Raw genomic sequence first — 20738 nt, forward strand, 5'->3', positions numbered from 1 at the left:
ACACCCCCACCACTACCTAAGCCACTCCCACATCCCGCACCCCCCGACTGGGTTGAGGGGGGGGGGGGGGGGGCGGGCCCGCCCCCCCCCCCCCCCCACCCATCGTGAGGACCGGTCGCCGGTCAGCGCAGGAAGGGGTCGACCGCCACCGCGACGAAGAGCAGCGAGACGTAGGTGATGGACCAGTGGAAGAGCCGCATCTCCTTGAGCTTGCCGCCGGTGACCTCGGCCTTGGCGCGGTTCTGCAGCCCGTGCGCCTCCCACAGCCAGAAGCCGCCGGAGAGGAGGGCGACGACCGTGTAGAACCAGCCGGTGTAGCCGAGCGGCGTGAGAAGCAGCGAGACCGCCACCATCATCCAGCTGTAGAGGACGATCTGCCGGGCGACCACCTTGTTCGAGGCGATGACGGGCAGCATCGGCACGCCCACGCGCGCGTAGTCGTCCTTCACCTTCATGGACAGCGGCCAGTAGTGCGGCGGCGTCCAGAAGAACATGACGAGGAAGAGGATGACCGGCGCCCACGACATCGAGTTGGTCACCGAGGACCAGCCGATGAGGACGGGCAGACAGCCCGCGATGCCGCCCCACACGATGTTCTGGGAGGTGCGCCGCTTCAGGATCATCGTGTAGACGACCACGTAGAAGAGGAGCGCGCCGAGCGACAGCCAGGCCGACAGCCAGTTGACCGCGAAGCCGAACAGGAGGGTGGAGATCACGGCGAGGGAGATGCCGAAGACCAGGCACTCGGCCGGGCTCACCATCCCGGTGACCAGCGGACGCTGCGACGTACGGTCCATGAGGGCGTCGATGTCGCGGTCGTACCACATGTTCAGCGCGTTGGCGCCGCCCGCGGACAGGTAGCCGCCGAGGCAGGTGATCAGCACCAGCTTCAGATCGGGCACACCCTGTTCGGCGAGGAACATCACCGGCACCGTGGTGATCAGCAGAAGCTCGATGATCCGCGGCTTGGTCAGCGCCACGAACGCCTTGACGCGAGCCCCGAACGGCCGCCGGCCCTGGTTGCTGCTGCTCGTCAGCGCTCCCGCTGGACGGGATTCGACGGCCGTCACGCACACCCCTGACAAAGACTCCAGCGAGTCCCAGGCCGTTCACTTGATGTGAGGTCCCGGTAAAGACTCGCGCGTACCACGCCACTGTAGACGTTGCCTATACCTCGCCCTTCGCGGGGGTGGGGTCGTGTTGAGCGGGTACTCCGGATGAGCTTCCAGACCCCCGTTCGAGCACCCTTATGAGCGGTCCCGTATTCACGTGATGACCCGCTTGTTTCCCCGTCAGGAGGCGGATGCCGGAGAGTCCCGGCAGGCTGGAACAGATCGAAAGAATGCTTGTTCCAGCAAGGGTAGGCTCGACAACAGCCGGTGAGACCGACGTCACCGGTATGAGACATGTGGAGAGGAGCCCTGACCCAGGGTGAGCACCAAGCCGACCACCACTGACCTCGAGTGGACCGATGTGGACCAGCGGGCCGTAGACACGGCGCGTGTCCTGGCCGCCGACGCCGTACAGAAGGTCGGCAACGGCCATCCCGGTACGGCGATGAGCCTGGCCCCCGCCGCGTACACCCTCTTCCAGAAGGTGATGCGTCACGACCCGGCGGACGCCGACTGGGTCGGCCGGGACCGTTTCGTCCTGTCCGCGGGCCACTCGTCCCTGACCCTCTACATCCAGCTGTACCTGGCCGGGTTCGGCCTGGAGCTGGACGACCTCAAGGCGTTCCGGACCTGGGGCTCCAAGACCCCCGGCCACCCGGAGTACGGCCACACCACCGGCGTCGAGACCACCACGGGCCCGCTCGGCCAGGGTGTCGCCAACGCGGTGGGCATGGCGATGGCCGCCCGCTACGAGCGCGGTCTGTTCGACCCGGAGGCGGCCCCCGGCACCTCCCCGTTCGACCACTTCATCTACGCCATCGCCGGTGACGGCTGCCTCCAGGAGGGCATCTCCGCCGAGGCGTCCTCGCTCGCGGGCCACCAGAAGCTCGGCAACCTGGTCCTGCTGTGGGACGACAACCACATCTCGATCGAGGGCGACACCGAGACGGCCGTCTCCGAGGACACCTGCAAGCGCTACGAGGCCTACGGCTGGCACGTCCAGCGCGTCGCCCCGAAGCCGGACGGCGACCTCGACCACGAGGCGATCTACAACGCCATCCAGGCGGCGAAGAAGGTGACGGACAAGCCGTCCTTCATCGCCATGCGCTCGATCATCGCCTGGCCCGCCCCGAACGCCCAGAACACCGAGGCCGCGCACGGCTCGGCGCTCGGCGACGACGAGGTGGCCGCCACCAAGCGCGTCCTCGGCTTCGACCCGGAGAAGTCCTTCGACGTCTCCGAGGAGGTCATCGCCCACACCCGCAAGGCCCTCGACCGCGGCGCCGAGGCCAAGGCCGAGTGGGAGAAGTCGTTCCAGGAGTGGCGTTCGGCCAACCCGGAGCGCGCCGCCGAGTTCGACCGGATCAACGCGGGCGAGCTGCCCGAGGGCTGGGAGGAGAAGCTCCCGGCGTTCGAGACCGGCAAGGGCGTCGCCACGCGTGCCGCGTCCGGCAAGGTCCTCCAGGCGCTCGGCCCGGTCATCCCCGAGCTGTGGGGCGGCTCCGCCGACCTCGCCGGCTCGAACAACACGACGATCGACAAGACGTCGTCGTTCCTGCCCGAGGGCAACGCGCTGCCGGAGGCGAACCCGTACGGCCGCACGATCCACTTCGGCATCCGCGAGCACTCGATGGCCGCGGAGATGAACGGCATCGCGCTGCACGGCCACACCCGTATCTACGGCGGCACGTTCCTGACGTTCTCCGACTACATGCGCAACTCGGTGCGCCTGTCGGCCCTGATGCACCTGCCGGTGACGTACGTGTGGACGCACGACTCCATCGGCCTCGGCGAGGACGGCCCGACGCACCAGCCGGTCGAGCACATCGCGTCGCTGCGCGCCATCCCGGGCCTGAACGTGGTCCGCCCGGCCGACGCCAACGAGACGGCGATCGCCTGGCGCGAGATCCTCCGGCGCGGCAAGAAGGAGTACGGCAAGAGCGCGCCGCACGGTCTCGTCCTGACCCGTCAGGGCGTGCCGACGTACGACGCGAACGAGGACACCGCCAAGGGCGGCTACGTCCTGGTCGAGGCCTCGAAGGAGACCCCGGACCTCATCCTCATCGCCACCGGCTCCGAGGTGCAACTCGCCGTCGCGGCGCGCGAGACCCTGGAGGCGGACGGGATCGCCACGCGCGTGGTGTCCATGCCGTCCGTCGAGTGGTTCGAGGAGCAGGACCAGGGGTACCGGGAGAGCGTCCTGCCGTCCGCGGTCAGGGCCCGTGTCGCCGTCGAGGCCGGGATCGGCCTGACGTGGCACAAGTACGTGGGCGACGCCGGCCGCATCGTCTCGCTGGAGCACTACGGTGCTTCGGCCGACGGCAAGGTGCTCTTCCAGGAGTTCGGTTTCACCCCCGAGAACGTGGTGGCCAAGGCCCGGGAATCCCTCGCCGCGGCCCAGCGCTGACGCCTCTATACGACACGTAGGAGATGCAATTTCCATGACAGACGCACTGAAGCGCCTCTCCGAGGAGGGCGTCGCGATCTGGCTGGACGACCTGTCGCGCAAGCGGATCACCTCGGGCAACCTCGCCGAGCTGATCGACCAGCAGCACGTCGTGGGCGTCACGACCAACCCGTCGATCTTCCAGAAGGCGATCTCGCAGGGCGACGGTTACGACCAGCAGCTCTCCGACCTCGCCGCCCGCCGGGTCACGGTCGAGGAAGCCATCCGCATGATCACGACGGCGGACGTCCGTGACGCCGCCGACATCCTGCGCCCGGTCTTCGACGCGACGGGCGGCCAGGACGGCCGCGTGTCGATCGAGGTCGACCCGCGCCTGGCGCACGACACGCACGCGACCGTCGCCGAGGCCAAGCAGCTCGCCTGGCTGGTGGACCGGCCCAACGCGCTCATCAAGATCCCGGCCACCGAGGCGGGCATCCCGGCGATCACCGAGGTCATCGGCCTCGGCATCAGCGTCAACGTGACGCTGATCTTCTCGCTCGAGCGCTACCGCAAGGTCATGGACGCCTACCTGGCCGGTCTGGAGAAGGCCAAGGAGCGCGGCCTTGACCTGTCGCAGATCTACTCCGTGGCGTCCTTCTTCGTGTCCCGCGTGGACACCGAGATCGACAAGCGCCTGGACTCCATCGGCACGGACGAGGCCAAGTCCCTCAAGGGCAAGGCCGCCCTCGCCAACGCCCGTCTCGCCTACGAGGCGTACGAGGAGGTCTTCTCCTCCGACCGCTGGGCCGCGCTCGACAAGGCGCAGGCCAACAAGCAGCGTCCGCTGTGGGCCTCGACCGGCGTCAAGGACCCGGCCTACAAGGACACGCTGTACGTCGACGAGCTGGTGGCGCCGAACACGGTGAACACCATGCCGGAGGCGACCCTGGAGGCCGTCGGGGACCACGGGCAGATCAGTGGCAACACCATCAAGGGCACCTACGACCAGGCCCGCTCCGAGATCGCCGCGGTGGAGAAGCTCGGCATCTCGTACGACGAGGTCGTGCAGTTGCTCGAGGACGAGGGCGTCGAGAAGTTCGAGGCGTCCTGGACCGACCTGCTCAAGTCGACCGAGGCCGAGCTGAAGCGCCTCGCCCCCTCGGAGGGCTGAAACCTTGACCGCACACGGAGCCAACCCGCTCCGTGACCCCGCAGACCGACGGCTCCCGCGCATCGCGGGGCCGTCGGGTCTGGTGATCTTCGGTGTCACGGGCGATTTGTCACGTAAAAAGCTGATGCCCGCTGTGTACGACCTCGCCAACCGGGGTCTGCTTCCGCCGGGTTTCTCGCTGATCGGGTTCGCCCGCCGCGACTGGGAGGACGAGGACTTCGCCCAGGTCGTGCACGACGCGGTCAAGCAGCACTCCCGCACCCCGTTCCGCGAAGAGGTCTGGCAGCAGCTCATCCAGGGCATGCGCTTCGTCCAGGGCAACTTCGACGACGACGAGGCGTTCGAGACGCTGAAGTCGACGATCCAGGATCTGGACAAGTCGCAGGGCACGGGCGGCAACTTCGCGTTCTACCTCTCCGTACCCCCCAAGTTCTTCCCGCTGGTCGTCAAGCAGCTCAAGGAGCACGGCCTCGCGGACGCGCCGCAGGGCTCCTGGCGGCGCGCCGTCATCGAGAAGCCGTTCGGCCACGACCTCGCGTCGGCCCAGGAGCTGAACGCGATCGTGCACGAGGTGTTCGACCCGGACCAGGTCTTCCGGATCGACCACTACCTGGGCAAGGAGACGGTCCAGAACATCCTGGCGCTGCGCTTCGCCAACCAGATGTTCGAGCCGATCTGGAACCGGTCCTATGTGGACCACGTACAGATCACCATGGCCGAGGACATCGGCATCGGCGGTCGCGCCGGGTACTACGACGGCATCGGCGCCGCCCGTGACGTCATCCAGAACCACCTGCTCCAGCTGATGGCGCTGACCGCGATGGAGGAGCCCGCCTCCTTCGACGCGGACGCGCTGGTCGCCGAGAAGGCCAAGGTGCTCGGCGCCATCCGGCTGCCGAAGGACCTCGGCAAGGACACCGTGCGCGGCCAGTACGCGGCCGGGTGGCAGGGCGGCGAGAAGGCCGTCGGCTACCTGGAGGAAGAGGGCATCGACCCCAAGTCGAAGACCGACACCTACGCCGCCATCAAGCTGGAGGTGGACAACCGCCGCTGGGCGGGCGTCCCCTTCTACCTGCGCACCGGCAAGCGGCTCGGCCGCCGCGTCACCGAGATCGCGGTCGTCTTCCAGCGCGCCCCGCACTCCCCCTTCGACTCCACGGCCACCGAGGAGCTGGGCCAGAACGCGATCGTCATCCGCGTCCAGCCCGACGAGGGCATCACGGTCCGCTTCGGCTCCAAGGTGCCGGGCACGTCGATGGAGATCCGGGACGTGTCGATGGACTTCGCCTACGGCGAGTCGTTCACCGAGTCGAGCCCGGAGGCGTACGAGCGGCTGATCCTGGACGTCCTGCTCGGCGACGCCAACCTCTTCCCCCGCACGGAGGAGGTCGAGCTGTCCTGGAAGATCCTCGACCCGATCGAGGACTACTGGGACACGCACGGCAAGCCCGCGCAGTACCCGTCCGGCACGTGGGGGCCCGCGGAGGCGGACGAGATGCTCGCCCGAGACGGACGGAGCTGGCGCCGGCCATGAAGATCGACCTCACGGACACCACCTCCAGCAAGATCAACAAAGCTCTTGTGAAGGCCCGCCGTGCCGTCGGCACCCCCGCCGTCGGCATGGTCCTCACCCTCGTCATCGTGACCGACGAGGAGAACGCCTACGACGCCCTGAAGGCGGCCAACGAGGCGTCGCGCGAGCACCCCTCGCGCACGCTCGTCGTCATCAAGCGCGTCTCCCGCTCCCCGCGCGACCGCACGAAGTCGCGGCTCGACGCGGAGGTGCGGGTCGGCGTCGAGGCCGGCACCGGCGAGACGATCGTGCTGCGCCTCTACGGCGAGATCATCGACCACGCCCAGTCGGTCGTCCTGCCGCTGCTGCTCCCCGACGCCCCGACGGTTGTGTGGTGGGCGGTGGACGCGCCGCTCGACCCCGCGAAGGACCCGCTGGGCGCCCTGGCCCAGCGCCGCGTCACGGACACGTACGCGGCCGAGGAGCCGATCGAGGAGCTGGCGGCCCGCGCCGAGTCCTACGCGCCCGGCGACACCGACCTGTCCTGGACCCGGATCACGCCGTGGCGCTCCATGCTGGCCGCCGCCCTCGACCAGGTGACGTGCGACGTCACGCGGGTCGAGGTGGAGGGCGAGGAGTTCAACCCGAGCTGCGAGCTGCTCGCCATGTGGCTCGCGGAGCGGCTCGACGTGCCGGTGGCCCGCTCGTACTCCTCGGGACCCGGCCTGACCGGCGTCCGCATGGAGTCCACCTGCGGGCCCATCGTCCTCGACCGGGCCGACGGCATCCTCGCCACGCTCTCCATCGAGGGCCAGCCGGACCGCTCGGTCGCGCTCAAGCGGCGCGAGACGTCCGAGCTGATCGCGGAGGAGCTGCGGCGCCTCGACCCGGACGACACGTACGCGGCGGCGCTGCGGTACGGCGTCGACCGGCTTGCCGACTCCGCCGGACGGGCGGCGGAGCAGCCGTCCGGGCCCTCCCCCGCGGAGGACGCCCCGGGGCCCGTGAAGAAGGCGGCCGACGACAAGGCGCCGGCGGACGAGACGCCGGTGAAGAAGTCGGCGGCGAAGAAGGCACCGGTCAAGGCGCCCGCCAAGAAGGCGGCCAAGGCTCCGGTCAAGAGGGCGGCGGCGAAATGAGCGCAGCACCCCAGCTCGTCGTCCACCGCGACAAGGAGCTGATGGCGCAGGCCGCGGCGGCCCGCCTCATCACGAAGATCGTCGACGCCCAGGCGGCCCGCGGCTACGCGTCCATCGTGCTCACCGGCGGGCGCAACGGCAACGGCCTGCTGGCCGCGCTCGCCGCCGCGCCCGCCCGGGACGCGATCGACTGGAGCCGCCTCGACCTGTGGTGGGGCGACGAGCGGTTCCTGCCGAACGGGGACCCGGAGCGCAACTACACGCAGGCCAGGGAAGCGCTCCTCGACTCCGTTCCGCTCAACCCCGCGCGCGTGCACCCCATGCCCGCCTCCGACGGCCCGTACGAGGCGGATGCCGCGGCCGAGGTCTACGCGGCCGAGCTCGCGACCGCCGCCGGGCCCGAGGACCACGGCGGGGTGCCGACGTTCGACGTCCTGATGCTCGGCGTCGGCCCGGACACGCACGTCGCCTCGCTCTTCCCCGAGCTGCCCGCCGTCCGCGAGACGGAGCGCACGGTGGTCGGCGTGCGCGGTGCGCCCAAGCCGCCGCCCACCCGCATCACGCTCACGCTCCCGGCGATCCGGGCCGCGCGCGAGGTGTGGCTGCTCGCGGCGGGCGAGGACAAGGCGAAGGCGGCCGCGATCGCCCTGTCCGGGGCCGGTGAGATCCAGGCCCCGGCGGCGGGCGCGTACGGCCGCTCGCGGACGCTGTGGCTGCTCGACGCGGCGGCGGCGTCGCAACTGCCGCACGAGCTGTATCCGCCGGCGATCGCATAGTCCTCAGGTCGTACGTAAGGCCCCGCATCTTTACGATGCGGGGCCTTACGCGTGCGCCGGGACCCGGTAGTCCGAGCCGTCCTTCTCCCGTACGAGCAGTCCGTCGTTGACGCAGTGGCGGCGCAGTGCGGCGGTGTCGTCGTGGACGGTGCCGAGCGCCGCGTTGACCTCGCCCTCGCTGTAGGTGCGGCCCGCGTCGAACAGGGTGTCCGTGAGGTGGACGAGGAGTTCGTGGCGCACGGCGGGGCGGACCGGGATGGCGGTCAGCCTCCCGCGGGCGAAGAAGCCGGTGAGATGGCGCGGGACGGTCGTGGCGGGCTCGGGGGTCCGGGCCCGGCGGAACACCTCGGGCCCGGCCCGCAGCGATCCGTCGGCCGGACGCTCGACGAGCCCGGCGGCGATCAGCCGGCCCAGGTGCTTGCGGGCGACCGGGGAGTCGGCCTCGCGCGGCGGCAGCTCGCCGAGGACGATGCGCGCGTACAGCCTGAGTCTTTCGGGGTCGGCGAGCGCCGACATGAGCTGGTCCACTGGGGTGCCTCCCGGCTGGGTCACGGACGGGCAGTCTCACCCGCCGGGCGGCAGCCCCGCACCCGATTAACGCGAACGTCCGCGCAGGGAGCGGTACTTGTCGACGAGCGCCCGGGTCGAACCGTCGAGTCCGGGCACGTCGGCGCCCTCGGTCAGGGCCGGTTCGACGCGCTTGGCGAGCACCTTGCCGAGTTCGACGCCCCACTGGTCGAAGGAGTCGATGTTCCAGACGGCGCCCTGCACGAACACCTTGTGCTCGTAGAGGGCGACCAACTGGCCGAGCACGGACGGCGTCAGGGACGTGGCGAGGATCGTCGTCGTCGGGTGGTCGCCCTTGAACGTCTTGTGCGGCACCAGCTCCTCGGGCACGCCCTCCGCGCGGACCTCCTCCGGCGTCTTGCCGAACGCGAGGGCCTGCGTCTGGGCGAAGAAGTTGGCCATGAGCAGGTCGTGCTGGGCAACGAGGCCCGGCTGGAGATCGGCCACGGGCTCGGCGAACCCGATGAAGTCGGCCGGGATCAGCTTCGTGCCCTGGTGGATGAGCTGGTAGTAGGCGTGCTGCCCGTTGGTGCCCGGCGTGCCCCAGACGACGGGCCCGGTCTGCCAGCCGACCTCTTCCCCGTCGCGCTGCACGGACTTGCCGTTGGACTCCATGTCGAGCTGCTGGAGGTACGCCGTGAACTTCGACAGGTAGTGCGAGTACGGCAGGACCGCGTGCGACTGGGCGTCGTGGAAGTTGCCGTACCAGATGCCGAGGAGGCCGAGGAGGAGCGGCACGTTGGTCTCGGCGGGCGCGGTGCGGAAGTGCTCGTCGACGAGGTGGAAGCCGTCGAGCATCTCGCGGAAGGCGGCCGGGCCGATGGCGATCATCAAGGACAGGCCGATGGCGGAGTCATACGAATAACGGCCGCCGACCCAGTCCCAGAACTCGAACATGTTGGCGGTGTCGATGCCGAAGTCGGAGACCTTCTCGGCGTTGGTCGACAGGGCCACGAAGTGCTTGGCGACGGCGTCCTGACCGGCCCTCAGCTCGGTGAGGAGCCAGTCGCGCGCGGAGGTCGCGTTGGTGATCGTCTCGATGGTGGTGAACGTCTTCGAGGCGATGATGAACAGCGTCTCGGCCGCGTCCAGGTCCCGTACGGCCTCGTGCAGGTCGGCGCCGTCGACGTTGGAGACGAAGCGGACGGTGAGGTCGCGGTCGGTGAAGGAGCGCAGCGCCTCGTAGGCCATCGCGGGGCCGAGGTCGGAGCCGCCGATGCCGATGTTGACGATGTTCTTGATGCGCTTGCCGGTGTGCCCGGTCCACTCGCCGGAGCGCACCTTGTCGGAGAACGCGGCCATCTTGTCCAGCACGGCGTGCACGGCCGGGACCACGTTCTCGCCGTCGACCTCGATGACCGCGTCGCGCGGGGCGCGCAGGGCCGTGTGGAGGACGGCCCTGTCCTCGGTCGTGTTGATCTTCTCGCCGCGGAACATGGCGTCCCGCAGGCCGAAGACGTCGGTGGCGGCGGCGAGATCGCGCAGCAGCCGCAGCGTCTCCTCGGTGACCAGGTGCTTGGAGTAGTCGAGGTGCAGATCACCGACCTCCAGGACCATGCTGGTGCCGCGCTCCGGGTTGGCGGCGAACAGCTCGCGCATCCGTACGTCGCCCAGTTCTTCCCGGTGCTTGGCCAGCGCCTGCCACTCGGCCGTCTGGGTGAGCCGCGCGCGGCTCCCTGCGCCTGCTTCGAACGCGTTCATCTCGGACTTCCGCTGCCTCTCGTACGTGCGTACGTGCCGTGCCCCGCTGTTGCGACCAACGTAATCGATCAGCGGCCGGTACGAGCGGCATGTCCGGGGCGCGCGCAGCCGTCCGGGGGCCGGGCAGGTCAGTGACCGCCCCGGTGCAGGCGCCCCGCGTAGTGGTCCTCCAGGCGGCCGTTGCGCTCGAAGCCGCCGGGCAGGTTGGCGGAGACGTAGACCGGCGGCTCATGTCCCTCGGCGAGCAGCAGGGCGACGGCCTCGGCCATGACCATCTGGACGAGCAGCGCGGAGGTGATGGTGGAGACGCCGCAGAGTCTGCCGCCGTCGGGGAGCGGGAGGATGGCGTCGCCGGCCGGGGCGCAGTTGTCGAGGACGGCGTCGGCGTGGTCGGCGAGGCGGCTGCCGCTCGCGTGCAGGGCGGGCACGGAACGGGTGTGTTCGAGCGAGGTGAGGGCGACGAGGGCGTGCCCCCTCTCCTTGACCAGCAGGGCCATGTCGACGATGGAGTTGTTGACGCCCGAGTTGGAGATGATCACGAAGAGGTCCTGCGGGCGCGGGGTGCTGAGGTCGTAGAGGCGGGCGGCGAGCCCGGGGCGGCGCTCCAGGAGCGGGTCGTCGAGGACGGAGCGGTCCTCGCCGCCGCGCAGGACGAGGTCGTGCAGGGCGACGCGGGTGGTCGGGATGAGCCCGCCCGCCCGCCCCGAGATCTCCAGCGCGGTCGCCTGCGAGTGCCCGGTACCGAACGCGTGCACGACGCCGTCGGCGGCGACGCACTCCGCGATGAGCCGGGCGGCAGCGCCGACCCCCTCCTTGTTCGAGGCGACGGCACGCTCGATGTGCGCGCGCACCTGTTCCGCCAGCATGTCCGCGCCGATCACCTGTTCCACCATGACCCCGACCGCCTTTGGTTGTTCGGTTCAATGATTCAGTACGAGCCGTACAGATGGAAAGAGTGAACCAGTCGCGGGGCGTCGTCAAGGGACGTCCGGCGCGCCCTCCGTCAGGAGCCGGGCCAGCGCCACCGCCCCGCCCACGCCGTCCGGTACGGCCGAGCACCGCAGCCCCATCGGCTCGACCGCCGCGCGCAAGCGCTCCCCCAGGGGGCCGCCCGGGCCGAGGAGGCCGCCGGTGAGGACCAGGGGTTCGCCGGGTCGCGGGTTCAAAGCGCTCACTGTGTCGGCGAGTTGGGCGGTGGCCTCGGCGAGCAGGGCGCGGGCCCAGGGGTCGCCCTGGTGTGCGGCCTCTGCCACCAGCGGGCTCAACTCCGCCAGCACCACCGGGCGCTGTGCGTACGCCCAGACCGCTATGCGTTGTTTCAGGCGGTGGCGGTCCGGCCAGTCGAGCGCGGGGTGTGCGCGGCCCGGCGCCACTCGGTCGAGGACCAGCGTGACCAGCGGGCCCCATGCCGCGCGCCCGTCCACCGCGCGCAGCGCCCCGCGCAGAGCCTGCTGCCCGAGCCAGAAGCCGCTGCCGGTGTCGCCGAGCAGCCAGCCGTCGCCGTCCACGACCCGCACCGTGCGGCGCCCGGCGACGCGGGCCGCCGCAGCGCCCGTGCCGGCGATGAGCACGAGCCCGTCGGCGGGGGCGCCGGGCCCGGAGGCGCAGGCCACCTCCACGTCGCCGTAGACGCGCAGCGCCGCGCCGCCGATGTCGAGCCCCTTCAACGCTTCGGCCAGGCACTCCTCGGCCACGCCGCGCCCGCGCGCCGACGCGCCGCCCTCCCCCGCGCCCGCGAACCCGCCGACGACCCCGGCGACCGCGCCGCGCAGCCGCTCGGGCACGGCCGACGCCAGCGCCTGCGCGAGGTGCCGGACGAGCGCGGGCCGCTCGACGCTCAGCGCGTTGCCGGGGCCGCCGTGCCCGGTCCCGACGAGCCGGCCGTCCGCGTCGACGCAGCGCGCCCGCACCCGGGTGCCGCCGGCGTCGATGCCGACGGCGAGCGGAGCCGCGTACCGACCGGAGCGATCCATGGATTCAGTGAGCACACCGCATGATGATTGATAGATTCAGCGCGGGACAATCCCCCGGCACCCGTACGGACATCGCCCCCGACCGAGAGACCGTCATGATCACAGCCCGCATCCGCTCGGAACTCCCCACCCTCAGCGGCTCCTTGCGCAAGGTCGGCGCGTACGTCCTCGCCGACCCGGCCGCCGTCGCGGGGATCTCGGCGGCCGACCTGGGGCGCCGCACCGGCACGTCGCAGGCGACCGTCACCCGGTTCTGCCAGGCGCTCGGCCTGGAGACCTACCAGCGGCTGCTGCTCGAACTCGCCAAGGAGCAGGGGGAGAACGACCAGGAGGCCGGCCGCGCGGGCGAGGAGCGTCCCCTCGGCCCGGACATCGGCCCCGACGACGACCTGGAGCACCTGATCTCGGTCGTCGCCCACGCGGACCTCCAGGCGCTGCGCAGCACCCGCGACCAACTGGACCGGGGCGCCCTGGAGTCGGCCGCGCAGGCGCTCGCCAGGGCGCGCCGCATCGACGTCTACGGGGTGGGCGGCTCGGGCATCCTGGCGCGGGAGACGGAGGCACGCCTGTTCGGCATCGGGATGCCGGCCCGCGGCTGGACGGAGGTGCACGCGGCGGAGACCTCGGCGGCGCTCCTCACCCCGGCCGACGCGGCGGTGGCGCTCTCCCACTCGGGCCGCACGCGTGAGGTCCTCGGCCCGTTGCGGCTGGCCGCCGAGCGGGGCGCCACGACGATCGCGGTCACCGGCGACCCCCGCTCCCCCGTCGCCCAGGCCGCCGCGGTGCATCTGACGTGGACGGCGGCGGAGACGAGCTTCCGGCGCGGCAGCTTCGGCGCGCGCCACTCGGCGCTGCTGATCCTCGACTGCCTCTACGCGCGCGTGGCGCAGTTGACCTATGACCGGGCGACGGCCTCCATCGCGTTGACGGCGCACATCTCCGAGGAGCACGCGGCGCGCCCGCGCCGCCGCCCCTGACGACGACGCGGAACAGCACCGGCCGGGCGCCTCGCAGGCGCCCGGCCGGTCGTGCTCCCTGGCTAGATCTCGCCGCGCAGTTTCGCGAGGGCCTCGGCGAGGATCGCCTCGCCGTCCGCGTCGCTGCGCCGCTCCCGTACGTACGCGAGGTGCGTCTTGTACGGCTCGGTGCGCGGCGGGTCCGGCGGGTTGTCCCGGTCCTGCCCGGCGGGGAAGCCGCAGCGCGGACAGTCCCAGGTCTCCGGCACCTGCGCGTCGGAGGCGAAGCTCGGCTGCGTCTCGTGCCCGTTGGAGCACCAGAAGGAGATGCGCAGGCGCGGCGCGGACTCGCCGCGCTCGGCCTCGCCCATCGGCCCCGCCCCGACCCGACTTCCTCGGATCGCGTTGCCACTTGCCACGGTCGTAACTCCCTGCGTGATGGTGCCGCGAAGCGTGTCGGCGTCTCGCTTCGCCGCGGAGCGCCTCAGTCTACGTAAGGCCCAACGCGCGTCCAGTGATTGGAGTTACCTCGTCTCGCCTAGACGCAAGCCCCATGATAGGCGGCGCTGTTCAGCGCGTACCGGACATGGGGCTTTACGTGAGCTGTGTGCAGTTGTGACGGTTCGAACCGGGGCTCGCCTGGCGAAAGTCAGTTGTTGATCTTCATCAGGATGCCGAGCACGACGATGCACGCGAACCAGAGCAGACCGATCACGACCGTGATCCGGTCCAGGTTCCGCTCGGCGACCGACGAGCCGCCGACGGAGGACTGCATGCCGCCACCGAACATGTCGGAGAGGCCGCCGCCCTTTCCCTTGTGCATGAGCACCAGGAGCATCAGCAGCAGGCTGAAGACGATCAGGGCGATCGAGAACCCCATAACCACGGCTGGACCAACTTCCTCGGACTGTTCGGACGACGGGGCCGAGGCTCGTCCGGAGGGGAAGAGCTTCGGCCCCGCAAGGGTACGACGTATCGCCGCTAGCGCATACTCACTGCTCGTGGAAGCGGACGATCTTGACGAACTCGTCGGCGTCCAGGGAGGCGCCGCCGACGAGGGCGCCGTCGATGTCCGGCTTGCCCATGATCTCGGCGACGTTGCCGGACTTCACCGAGCCGCCGTACTGGATGCGGACCTTGTCGGCCACTTCCTGGGAGTACAGCTCGGCGACCTTGCCGCGGATGGCGGCGCAGACCTCCTGCGCGTCGTCGGCGCCGCAGACCTTGCCGGTGCCGATGGCCCAGACCGGCTCGTAGGCGATGACGATCGTCTCGGCCTGCTCGGCGGGCAGGTCCTTGAGGCCGCCCTCGACCTGGCTGAGCGTGTGGGAGACGTGGTTGCCCGCCTCGCGCACGTCCAGCTCCTCGCCGACGCAGAGGATCGGGGTCAGGGCGTGCTTGTAGGCGGCCTTCACCTTGGCGTTGACGAGCTCGTCGGTCTCGGCGTGGTACTGGCGGCGCTCGGAGTGGCCGATCGCCACGTACGTGCACTTGAGCTTGGCGAGCATGGCGCCGGAGATCTCGCCGGTGTAGGCGCCGGAGTCGTGCGCCGACAGGTCCTGGGCACCGTACTTGATCTTGAGCTTGTCGCCGTCGACCAGCGTCTGGACCGAGCGCAGGTCGGTGAAGGGCGGCAGGACGGCGACCTCGACGGCCTCGTAGTCCTTGTCCGCGAGGGCGAAGGCGAGCTTCTGGACGTGGGCGATGGCCTCCAGGTGGTTGAGGTTCATCTTCCAGTTGCCCGCCATCAGCGGCGTGCGGGTGCTCATTAAGGGTCAGTCCTCCAGTGCGGCGAGACCGGGCAGCGTCTTGCCCTCGAGGTATTCGAGGGAGGCGCCGCCACCGGTCGAGATGTGGCCGAATGCCTTTTCGTCGAAGCCCAGGGTACGGACGGCCGCCGCGGAGTCGCCGCCGCCCACCACGGTGAAGCCCGGGGCGTCGATCAGAGCCTGGGCGACCGCCTTGGTGCCCTCGGCGTAGTCGGGGTGCTCGAAGACGCCCATCGGGCCGTTCCAGAACACGGTCTGCGCGTCGGCGAGCTTCGACGCGTACAGCTCGCGCGTCTTCGGGCCGATGTCCAGGCCCTCCTGGTCGGCCGGGATCGCGTCGGCGTCGACGGTGGAGGGGTTGGCCGGGGTCTTGCCCTTGAGGTCGGGGAACTCCGTGGAGACCAGGACGTCCACCGGCAGGACGAGCTCCACGCCGTTCTTCTCGGCGCGCTCCATGTACTCCTTGACGGCCGGGATCTGGTCCTCCTGGAGGAGGGAGATGCCGACCTCGTACCCCTTGGCCTTGAGGAAGGTGTACGCCATGCCGCCGCCGATGAGGAGACGGTCTGCCTTGCCGAGGAGCTGGTCGATGACGGCCAGCTTGTCGGAGACCTTGGCGCCGCCGAGCGCGACGACGTACGGGCGCTGGACGTCGTCGGTGAGCTTCTTCAGGACGCCGACCTCGGTGGCGATGAGGTAACCGGCGTAGGCGGGCAGCTTCTTCGCCAGGTCGTAGACGGAGGCGTGCTTGCGGTGCACGGCGCCGAAGCCGTCGCTCACATACACGTCGGCGAGGGCGGCGAGCCGGTCGGCGAACTCGCCGCGCTCGGTGTCGTCCTTGCTGGTCTCGCCCGCGTTGAAGCGCAGGTTCTCGATGACGGCGACCTGGCCGGGCTCCAGGCCGTTCACGGCGTCGTGGGCGGCGGGGCCGACCGTGTCCTGCGCGAACGCCACCGGCTTGCCGAGGAGTTCACCGAGCCGCTCGGCGGCGGGCAGCAGCGAGAACTGCGGGTCCGGCGCGCCCTTGGGACGGCCCAGGTGCGAGGCGACGATCACCTTGGCGCCGGCGCCGGCGAGCGCCTCGACGGTGGGCAGGACGGCGCGGATGCGGCCGTCGTCGGTGATGAGGCCGTCGGCCAGCGGCACGTTGAGGTCGGCGCGGACGAACACCCGCTTCCCGTCGACCCCGTCGGCGAGAAGTTCCTCAATGGTCTTCATGACTGGACTACTCCTGTAGTGAAGCTGTTCCGGTTGGCGCCCTAAGGCTGTGAGACCGACGCGGCGAAGGCCCGGACCGACGCGCGGCGTCGCGCGGGTCCGGACCTTCGCTCACATCGAGATGCTCTGCTGCTCTGGAACTTTAGAGCTGACCACCGACGAAGACCGTCAGGTCGACGAGGCGGTTGGAGTAGCCCCACTCGTTGTCGTACCAGCCGAGGACCTTCACCGTCTTGCCCTCCTGGACCATGGTCATGGCGGAGTCGAAGGTGCAGGAGGCCGGGTCGCTGACGATGTCGGACGACACGATCGGGTCCTCGGTGTAGAAGAGGTAGCCCTTGAGGTCGCCGTCGTCGGCGGCCTTCTTGAACGCGGCGTTGACCTCGTCCTTGGTGACCTCGCGCTGCAGCTCGACGACCAGGTCGGTGGCGGAGCCGGTCGGGACCGGGACGCGCATCGCGATGCCGTCGAGCTTGCCCTTGAGCTGCGGCAGGACCAGGGCGGTGGCCTTGGCGGCGCCCGTCGTGGTCGGGATGATGTTCTCGGCGGCGGCGCGGGCGCGGCGCAGGTCCTTGTGCGGGAAGTCCAGGATGCGCTGGTCGTTGGTGTACGCGTGGACCGTCGTCATCAGGCCCTTGACGATGCCGAAGTTCTCGTCGAGAACCTTGGCCATCGGCGCCACACAGTTGGTGGTGCAGGAGGCGTTGGAGATGACGTGGTGGTTGGCCGCGTCGTACTTGTCCTGGTTGACGCCCATCACGATGGTGATGTCCTCGTCCTTGGCCGGAGCCGAGATGAGGACCTTCTTCGCGCCGCCCGCGATGTGCTTCTCGGCGTCGGCCTTCTTGGTGAAGATGCCGGTCGACTCGATGACGATGTCGACGCCCAGGTCGCCCCACGGGATGTCGGCGGGGTTGCGCTCCGACAGGACCTTGATGGTCTTGCCGTCGACGGTGATGGTGTCCTCGGTGTGCGACACCTCGGCCTTGAGCTTGCCGAGGATGGTGTCGTACTTCAGAAGATGTGCGGTGGTCGCGGTGTCACCCAGGTCGTTGACAGCCACGATCTCGATGTCCGCACCCTGCTCCAGCAGTGCGCGGAAGTAGTTGCGACCGATGCGGCCAAAGCCGTTGATGCCTACGCGGATCGTCACGAACCGATCTCCTCGTTGGTACGCCGGATTCGACGCCGGCGAGATGTATTGGGATGTCCCCGACCGCCTTCGACCCTACCTCTCATAAGGCCTTGGGGTGACATCGAGCGGCCCTATGCAGGACACAGCGGCCCGTACTCGTCAGTAACGTACGGGCCGCTGTCTATTTCCCCGGTATTTCGGCGTCAATCAGTCGCTAATTGAGCGCAGTGCCTTTCTGATGAGCGCATTTCGATCCGCCGTCGCGGTGACGTGTTCCAGGCCGAATCCCAGAAGAACGCTGTCGGGGGTGCTGATCGCGCCATAGGTCGTGAAGAGGTCCTTGGCGAGCGCCCAGTCCTTCACGGCGGGCGGGCTCCCCGCAGGCGGCCCGGGGACCTTCCAGACGCCCAGGGACGCCTCGAAGTCCTCGTTCTGGGTGGCCTGGCCGCCGATCACGACCGCGGTGTTGTCGGCGCGCACGCCCTCGCCGCCGGTGCCGGGGTCGGTCACGTAGGCGAGCGAGACCTCCACCGTGCGGCCGGCGTAGGCGCTCAGGTCGTAGCTGACCGTCTTCCAGTCGTCCGAGGAGCCCGTGAGGCTGTTCCACGCGCCACTGGTGCCGGTGTTGCCGCAGGCAGTGCCGCCGGGCGTCAGATAGCGCGTGAGCGCCGGGTGGTCGGCCAGGAGGAACCCGGCCTCGCACTCGGTCGGCACGGCGTTGGACGTGAAGCCCGTCGTGTCCGGCAGCGTCGTCCAGTCCTCGGCGCCGACCGTGTGCGCCTCCAGGATGACGTGGTCGTAGCCCGCCTCGGTGTCCCACAGGAGCTGCGTCCGCAGGGCCGGCTGCTGCGCCGCGGTGACGCCCGTGAGGTCGATCGTGCGGGTCAGACGCTTGTAGGCGTCGTCCGTGTGCACGGCGGCGGCCATCCCGGCGCCCTCGTACTGGCCCGCCCCGGCGCTCTTGAACCGCGGCAGGGTGGCCGAGGTGACCTCGTAGAGACCGGCGCCGTTGAGCGGGTTGCCGGGCGCGTCGCCCAGGGTCGCGGTCGTGCCGGAGAGCACGCCCGAGCCCGTGAAGCGGGTGGCGACCGGCGCGGCGGTGCGGGAGTAGGCGCCCAGGTAGTACTGGCTGAAGTCGTTCGTCGTGGTGTCGCCGATGTCGACGGAGCCGCCCGCCTTCTCGCCCGCCTCGATCAGCTTGCCGCCCTCGTTCAGGTAGTCGCGCACGGCGAGCTGGGTGGCGAGCCCCGGCCGGTCCGCGTTCGTGTAGTGCACGACCGTCCTGAAGTGACCGAGGACGCCGAGCGGGTCGGGCGCGCCCTGCTTGGCGACGTTCCAGACGGCCGCCTTGCGCCCGGCCGCCTTCAGCGCGTTGACGTACGCCGCTGTCTGTCGCCCCGCGGCGTCGTTCTCCGCGAGGACGAGCGTGTCGGCCTTCGGACGGTCGGCGACGGTGTACGTGAAGTGGGAACTGGACGTGCGCTTTCCGGATTTCGTCCGCCCCGTGAACCACACCTCCACCTTGTCACCGACATCGGCGTCCTCCACCTTCGCCCGATACTCGTCGAAGTGGAGATTGTCCTCACCGCCGTAGGTCTCGCCGCCCTTCCAGGCGCGCAATTCCTCGTCGTGCGAACGGCCGCCATTGATGCGGTAGTTCAGCTCCTTGTCGCGTACGGACTTCCGGGCGACGACGGAGACTTCCTGGTCGCCCCCGCGCGCGTACGAGGTCTTGAACGTGGCCGGGGTGAAGTCGGGCGCCTCCAGGCCGACCGCCGACGACGGCTGGTCGGGGTGGTGCGCCGTCTCGGCCAGGGAGAGCGCGAAGGGGATGTTCTTGGCGAACTCGGCCTGGATCAGCTTCTCGTCGTCCGGGAAGGTGAAGATCGACGCGCAGTCCTGGGGGCGCCAGGCGTCGTTCGGGTCGACGTTCGAGGCGGTCTGGCAGGTGCTCATCTCGGGGGTGAACATCGAGATGCCGTTGACGTTCGCGGCGTGGCCGTCCGCCTCGCCGTTGGTCGTGTACAGCTCCGAGGAGACCTGCGGGTGGTAGCCGGGGATCGCGGAGTTCGCCGGGGTGCCCGCGAGCGCCCGGTAGAGCACGTCATCCGGGGTGGGGGTGGCGACCTGCCAGCCGACGCCGTACAGGAGCAGTTCGGCGGCGGAGTGGTAGTTGATGGCGTAGTCGAAGCCGATCCGCTTCTCGAAGGCGTCGATCGCCCTGGTCTCGGGCTCGGAGTTGGGTGCCGTGCCGCGGTAGGTCTCGCTGGCGGGGCGCGGTGAGGAGCCCTCGTCGTCGTAGCCCCACTTGTAGGCGAAGTTGCGGTTGAGGTCGACGCCGTCGCCGCTGGTGATGGCGCCGTCGCCGTTGACGTCGCGCAGGTTCTTGCGCCACTGGCGGTTGCCGGGCTTGAACGTCCAGTCGTAGCCGTCGGGGTTGGCCGACAGGACGAACCACAGCTCCGTGGAGTCGACGATCCTCTTGATGCGCCGGTCCTTGCTGTAGTTGTCGAGGTAGTAGTGCATGAGGCGGCGGGTCATCTCGGGGGTGATCCACTCGCGCGCGTGCTGGTTGGACATGTACAGGACCGACGGCTTGGCGCCGTCCTTGACCTTCTTGGCGCCCTTGCTGAGCTTCAGGGCGAGGATGTCCTGGCCCTGGATCGTCTTGCCGATGGAGACGACCTTGGTGAGGCCGGGGTTCTCCTGCCCGGTGCGGAGAATCTCCTCCTGGAGGTTCCCCTTGCCGCTGTAGGGGCGGAAGACGCCGTCGCCCGCGGCCTTGAGGCGGTTCTCGGTCCTGGCGGCGACCTTGTGCTCGGCGAGCTTCACGCCCTTGCCGCGCAGCGACTCGGCCTGCCGGTCGGTCAGGTACACCTCGACGTCCGCGGTGCCCTTCTCGGGCGCCTGCTCGCTCAGTTCGTGGGCGTCCTGGCCGGCCTGGAGGAGCAGGGGTATCTGCTCCTTGGTGACCTCGGCACGGAACACCTTGATGGCGTCGGCTCCGGGGTCGGCGGCCCGGTCGCTCCGCGCGTTCCCGCTCTCCGCCTGGGCGACAGGCAGCGCGGCCCCTCCCAGCCCCAGCACAAGTGCTCCGACAGCGAGGATCGATCTCGCTCTTCGTCTCATGAGCCCCCCTTGCGGTTGTCTGCCGCGATCGTGGCGACTGCCACAGAAGCGAACTGGCGCCAGACTCATGACAGTTCATGGTCAAGTCAAGGGGGCCCGGGGCTCCGGGCGGGGCGGCAAAAAGCGGTGGCGGCAGACAACCGCAAGGGGGGCTCATGAGACGAAGAGCGAGATCGATCCTCGCTGTCGG

17 protein-coding genes are annotated in these 20738 nt (G+C 70.0%); 6 read left to right on the plus strand and 11 right to left on the minus strand.

Annotation, left to right across the window (positions count from 1 at the left end; all coding sequences use genetic code 11):
* Positions 1-122: 122 nt before the first annotated feature.
* On the minus strand, positions 123-980 hold the full coding sequence (locus tag ABZ877_RS38830; RefSeq protein WP_361081180.1) for a heme o synthase: 858 nt from the start codon (positions 978-980) through the stop codon (positions 123-125).
* Positions 981-1431: 451 nt separating this feature from the next.
* On the opposite strand from ABZ877_RS38830, the gene tkt reads away from it, so the two are divergent.
* From tkt to pgl, 5 genes are read left to right on the plus strand one after another with little or no spacing between them, the layout of a single operon-like run.
* On the plus strand, positions 1432-3519 hold the full coding sequence (gene tkt / locus ABZ877_RS38835) for a transketolase (protein WP_361081159.1): 2088 nt from the start codon (positions 1432-1434) through the stop codon (positions 3517-3519).
* Between the two features lie 34 nt (positions 3520-3553).
* On the plus strand, positions 3554-4672 hold the full coding sequence (gene tal / locus ABZ877_RS38840; protein ID WP_361081161.1) for a transaldolase: 1119 nt from the start codon (positions 3554-3556) through the stop codon (positions 4670-4672).
* A gap of 4 nt (positions 4673-4676) precedes the next feature.
* Positions 4677-6206: a glucose-6-phosphate dehydrogenase gene (gene zwf / locus ABZ877_RS38845; RefSeq protein WP_361081163.1), complete on the plus strand. Its 1530-nt coding sequence runs from the start codon at positions 4677-4679 to the stop codon at positions 6204-6206.
* Positions 6203-7324 (plus strand): glucose-6-phosphate dehydrogenase assembly protein OpcA, encoded by a 1122-nt coding sequence (opcA, locus tag ABZ877_RS38850; protein WP_361081165.1) that lies wholly within the window; start codon positions 6203-6205, stop codon positions 7322-7324. The genes zwf and opcA overlap by 4 nt, the downstream gene beginning before the upstream one ends.
* Complete coding sequence (gene pgl / locus ABZ877_RS38855; RefSeq protein WP_361081167.1) at positions 7321-8100, plus strand: 6-phosphogluconolactonase; 780 nt, start codon at positions 7321-7323, stop codon at positions 8098-8100. The genes opcA and pgl overlap by 4 nt, the downstream gene beginning before the upstream one ends.
* A gap of 45 nt (positions 8101-8145) precedes the next feature.
* On the opposite strand, the gene ABZ877_RS38860 is transcribed toward pgl, so the two are convergent.
* From ABZ877_RS38860 to ABZ877_RS38875, 4 genes are all read right to left on the minus strand, one after another.
* On the minus strand, positions 8146-8367 hold the full coding sequence (locus ABZ877_RS38860; RefSeq protein WP_361081181.1) for a DUF2087 domain-containing protein: 222 nt from the start codon (positions 8365-8367) through the stop codon (positions 8146-8148).
* 327 nt (positions 8368-8694) lie between these two features.
* Positions 8695-10368: a glucose-6-phosphate isomerase gene (gene pgi, locus ABZ877_RS38865; protein WP_361081169.1), complete on the minus strand. Its 1674-nt coding sequence runs from the start codon at positions 10366-10368 to the stop codon at positions 8695-8697.
* A 128-nt stretch (positions 10369-10496) separates the two neighbouring features.
* A complete protein-coding gene (locus ABZ877_RS38870) occupies positions 10497-11234 on the minus strand; it encodes an SIS domain-containing protein (protein WP_361081183.1) in 738 nt (245 codons plus the stop codon).
* 111 nt (positions 11235-11345) lie between these two features.
* On the minus strand, positions 11346-12341 hold the full coding sequence (locus ABZ877_RS38875) for a BadF/BadG/BcrA/BcrD ATPase family protein (protein WP_361081171.1): 996 nt from the start codon (positions 12339-12341) through the stop codon (positions 11346-11348).
* A gap of 95 nt (positions 12342-12436) precedes the next feature.
* On the opposite strand from ABZ877_RS38875, the gene ABZ877_RS38880 reads away from it, so the two are divergent.
* A complete protein-coding gene (locus ABZ877_RS38880; protein WP_361081185.1) occupies positions 12437-13318 on the plus strand; it encodes a MurR/RpiR family transcriptional regulator in 882 nt (293 codons plus the stop codon).
* Between the two features lie 62 nt (positions 13319-13380).
* Here ABZ877_RS38880 and ABZ877_RS38885 read toward each other — a convergent pair whose 3' ends face one another.
* From ABZ877_RS38885 to ABZ877_RS38910, 6 genes are all read right to left on the minus strand, one after another.
* Positions 13381-13716: an RNA polymerase-binding protein RbpA gene (locus ABZ877_RS38885; RefSeq protein WP_003976875.1), complete on the minus strand. Its 336-nt coding sequence runs from the start codon at positions 13714-13716 to the stop codon at positions 13381-13383.
* A 230-nt stretch (positions 13717-13946) separates the two neighbouring features.
* The gene (gene secG / locus ABZ877_RS38890) at positions 13947-14177 is read right to left on the minus strand and encodes a preprotein translocase subunit SecG (protein WP_111666919.1); all 231 of its coding nucleotides are present in this window, start codon (positions 14175-14177) and stop codon (positions 13947-13949) included.
* Between the two features lie 112 nt (positions 14178-14289).
* Complete coding sequence (tpiA, locus tag ABZ877_RS38895; RefSeq protein WP_361081173.1) at positions 14290-15066, minus strand: triose-phosphate isomerase; 777 nt, start codon at positions 15064-15066, stop codon at positions 14290-14292.
* A 6-nt stretch (positions 15067-15072) separates the two neighbouring features.
* Positions 15073-16284, minus strand: coding sequence for a phosphoglycerate kinase (locus ABZ877_RS38900; RefSeq protein ID WP_361081175.1), 1212 nt, complete (start codon positions 16282-16284; stop codon positions 15073-15075).
* Between the two features lie 142 nt (positions 16285-16426).
* Positions 16427-17437 carry a type I glyceraldehyde-3-phosphate dehydrogenase gene (gene gap / locus ABZ877_RS38905; RefSeq protein ID WP_361081177.1) on the minus strand — a complete coding sequence of 337 codons (1011 nt, stop codon included), beginning with the start codon at positions 17435-17437 and terminating at the stop codon, positions 16427-16429.
* 189 nt (positions 17438-17626) lie between these two features.
* Positions 17627-20548 (minus strand): M14 family zinc carboxypeptidase, encoded by a 2922-nt coding sequence (locus tag ABZ877_RS38910; RefSeq protein ID WP_361081179.1) that lies wholly within the window; start codon positions 20546-20548, stop codon positions 17627-17629.
* Positions 20549-20738 lie beyond the last annotated feature (190 nt).

It is taken from the genome of Streptomyces sp. NPDC046939, assembly GCF_040644575.1.
In the GTDB taxonomy this organism is placed as follows: domain Bacteria; phylum Actinomycetota; class Actinomycetes; order Streptomycetales; family Streptomycetaceae; genus Streptomyces.

What these genes read in the sequence shown, in the direction of transcription:
- tal (WP_361081161.1), top strand. Translation starts at nt 3,554, where the DNA reads ATGACAGACGCACTGAAGCGCCTCTCCGAGGAGGGCGTCGCGATCTGG.
- ABZ877_RS38875 (WP_361081171.1), bottom strand. Translation starts at nt 12,341, where the DNA reads ATGGATCGCTCCGGTCGGTACGCGGCTCCGCTCGCCGTCGGCATCGAC.
- pgi (WP_361081169.1), bottom strand. Translation starts at nt 10,368, where the DNA reads ATGAACGCGTTCGAAGCAGGCGCAGGGAGCCGCGCGCGGCTCACCCAG.
- ABZ877_RS38900 (WP_361081175.1), bottom strand. Translation starts at nt 16,284, where the DNA reads ATGAAGACCATTGAGGAACTTCTCGCCGACGGGGTCGACGGGAAGCGG.
- ABZ877_RS38880 (WP_361081185.1), top strand. Translation starts at nt 12,437, where the DNA reads ATGATCACAGCCCGCATCCGCTCGGAACTCCCCACCCTCAGCGGCTCC.
- ABZ877_RS38870 (WP_361081183.1), bottom strand. Translation starts at nt 11,234, where the DNA reads ATGCTGGCGGAACAGGTGCGCGCGCACATCGAGCGTGCCGTCGCCTCG.
- opcA (WP_361081165.1), top strand. Translation starts at nt 6,203, where the DNA reads ATGAAGATCGACCTCACGGACACCACCTCCAGCAAGATCAACAAAGCT.
- pgl (WP_361081167.1), top strand. Translation starts at nt 7,321, where the DNA reads ATGAGCGCAGCACCCCAGCTCGTCGTCCACCGCGACAAGGAGCTGATG.
- secG (WP_111666919.1), bottom strand. Translation starts at nt 14,177, where the DNA reads ATGGGGTTCTCGATCGCCCTGATCGTCTTCAGCCTGCTGCTGATGCTC.
- tpiA (WP_361081173.1), bottom strand. Translation starts at nt 15,066, where the DNA reads ATGAGCACCCGCACGCCGCTGATGGCGGGCAACTGGAAGATGAACCTC.
- ABZ877_RS38910 (WP_361081179.1), bottom strand. Translation starts at nt 20,548, where the DNA reads ATGAGACGAAGAGCGAGATCGATCCTCGCTGTCGGAGCACTTGTGCTG.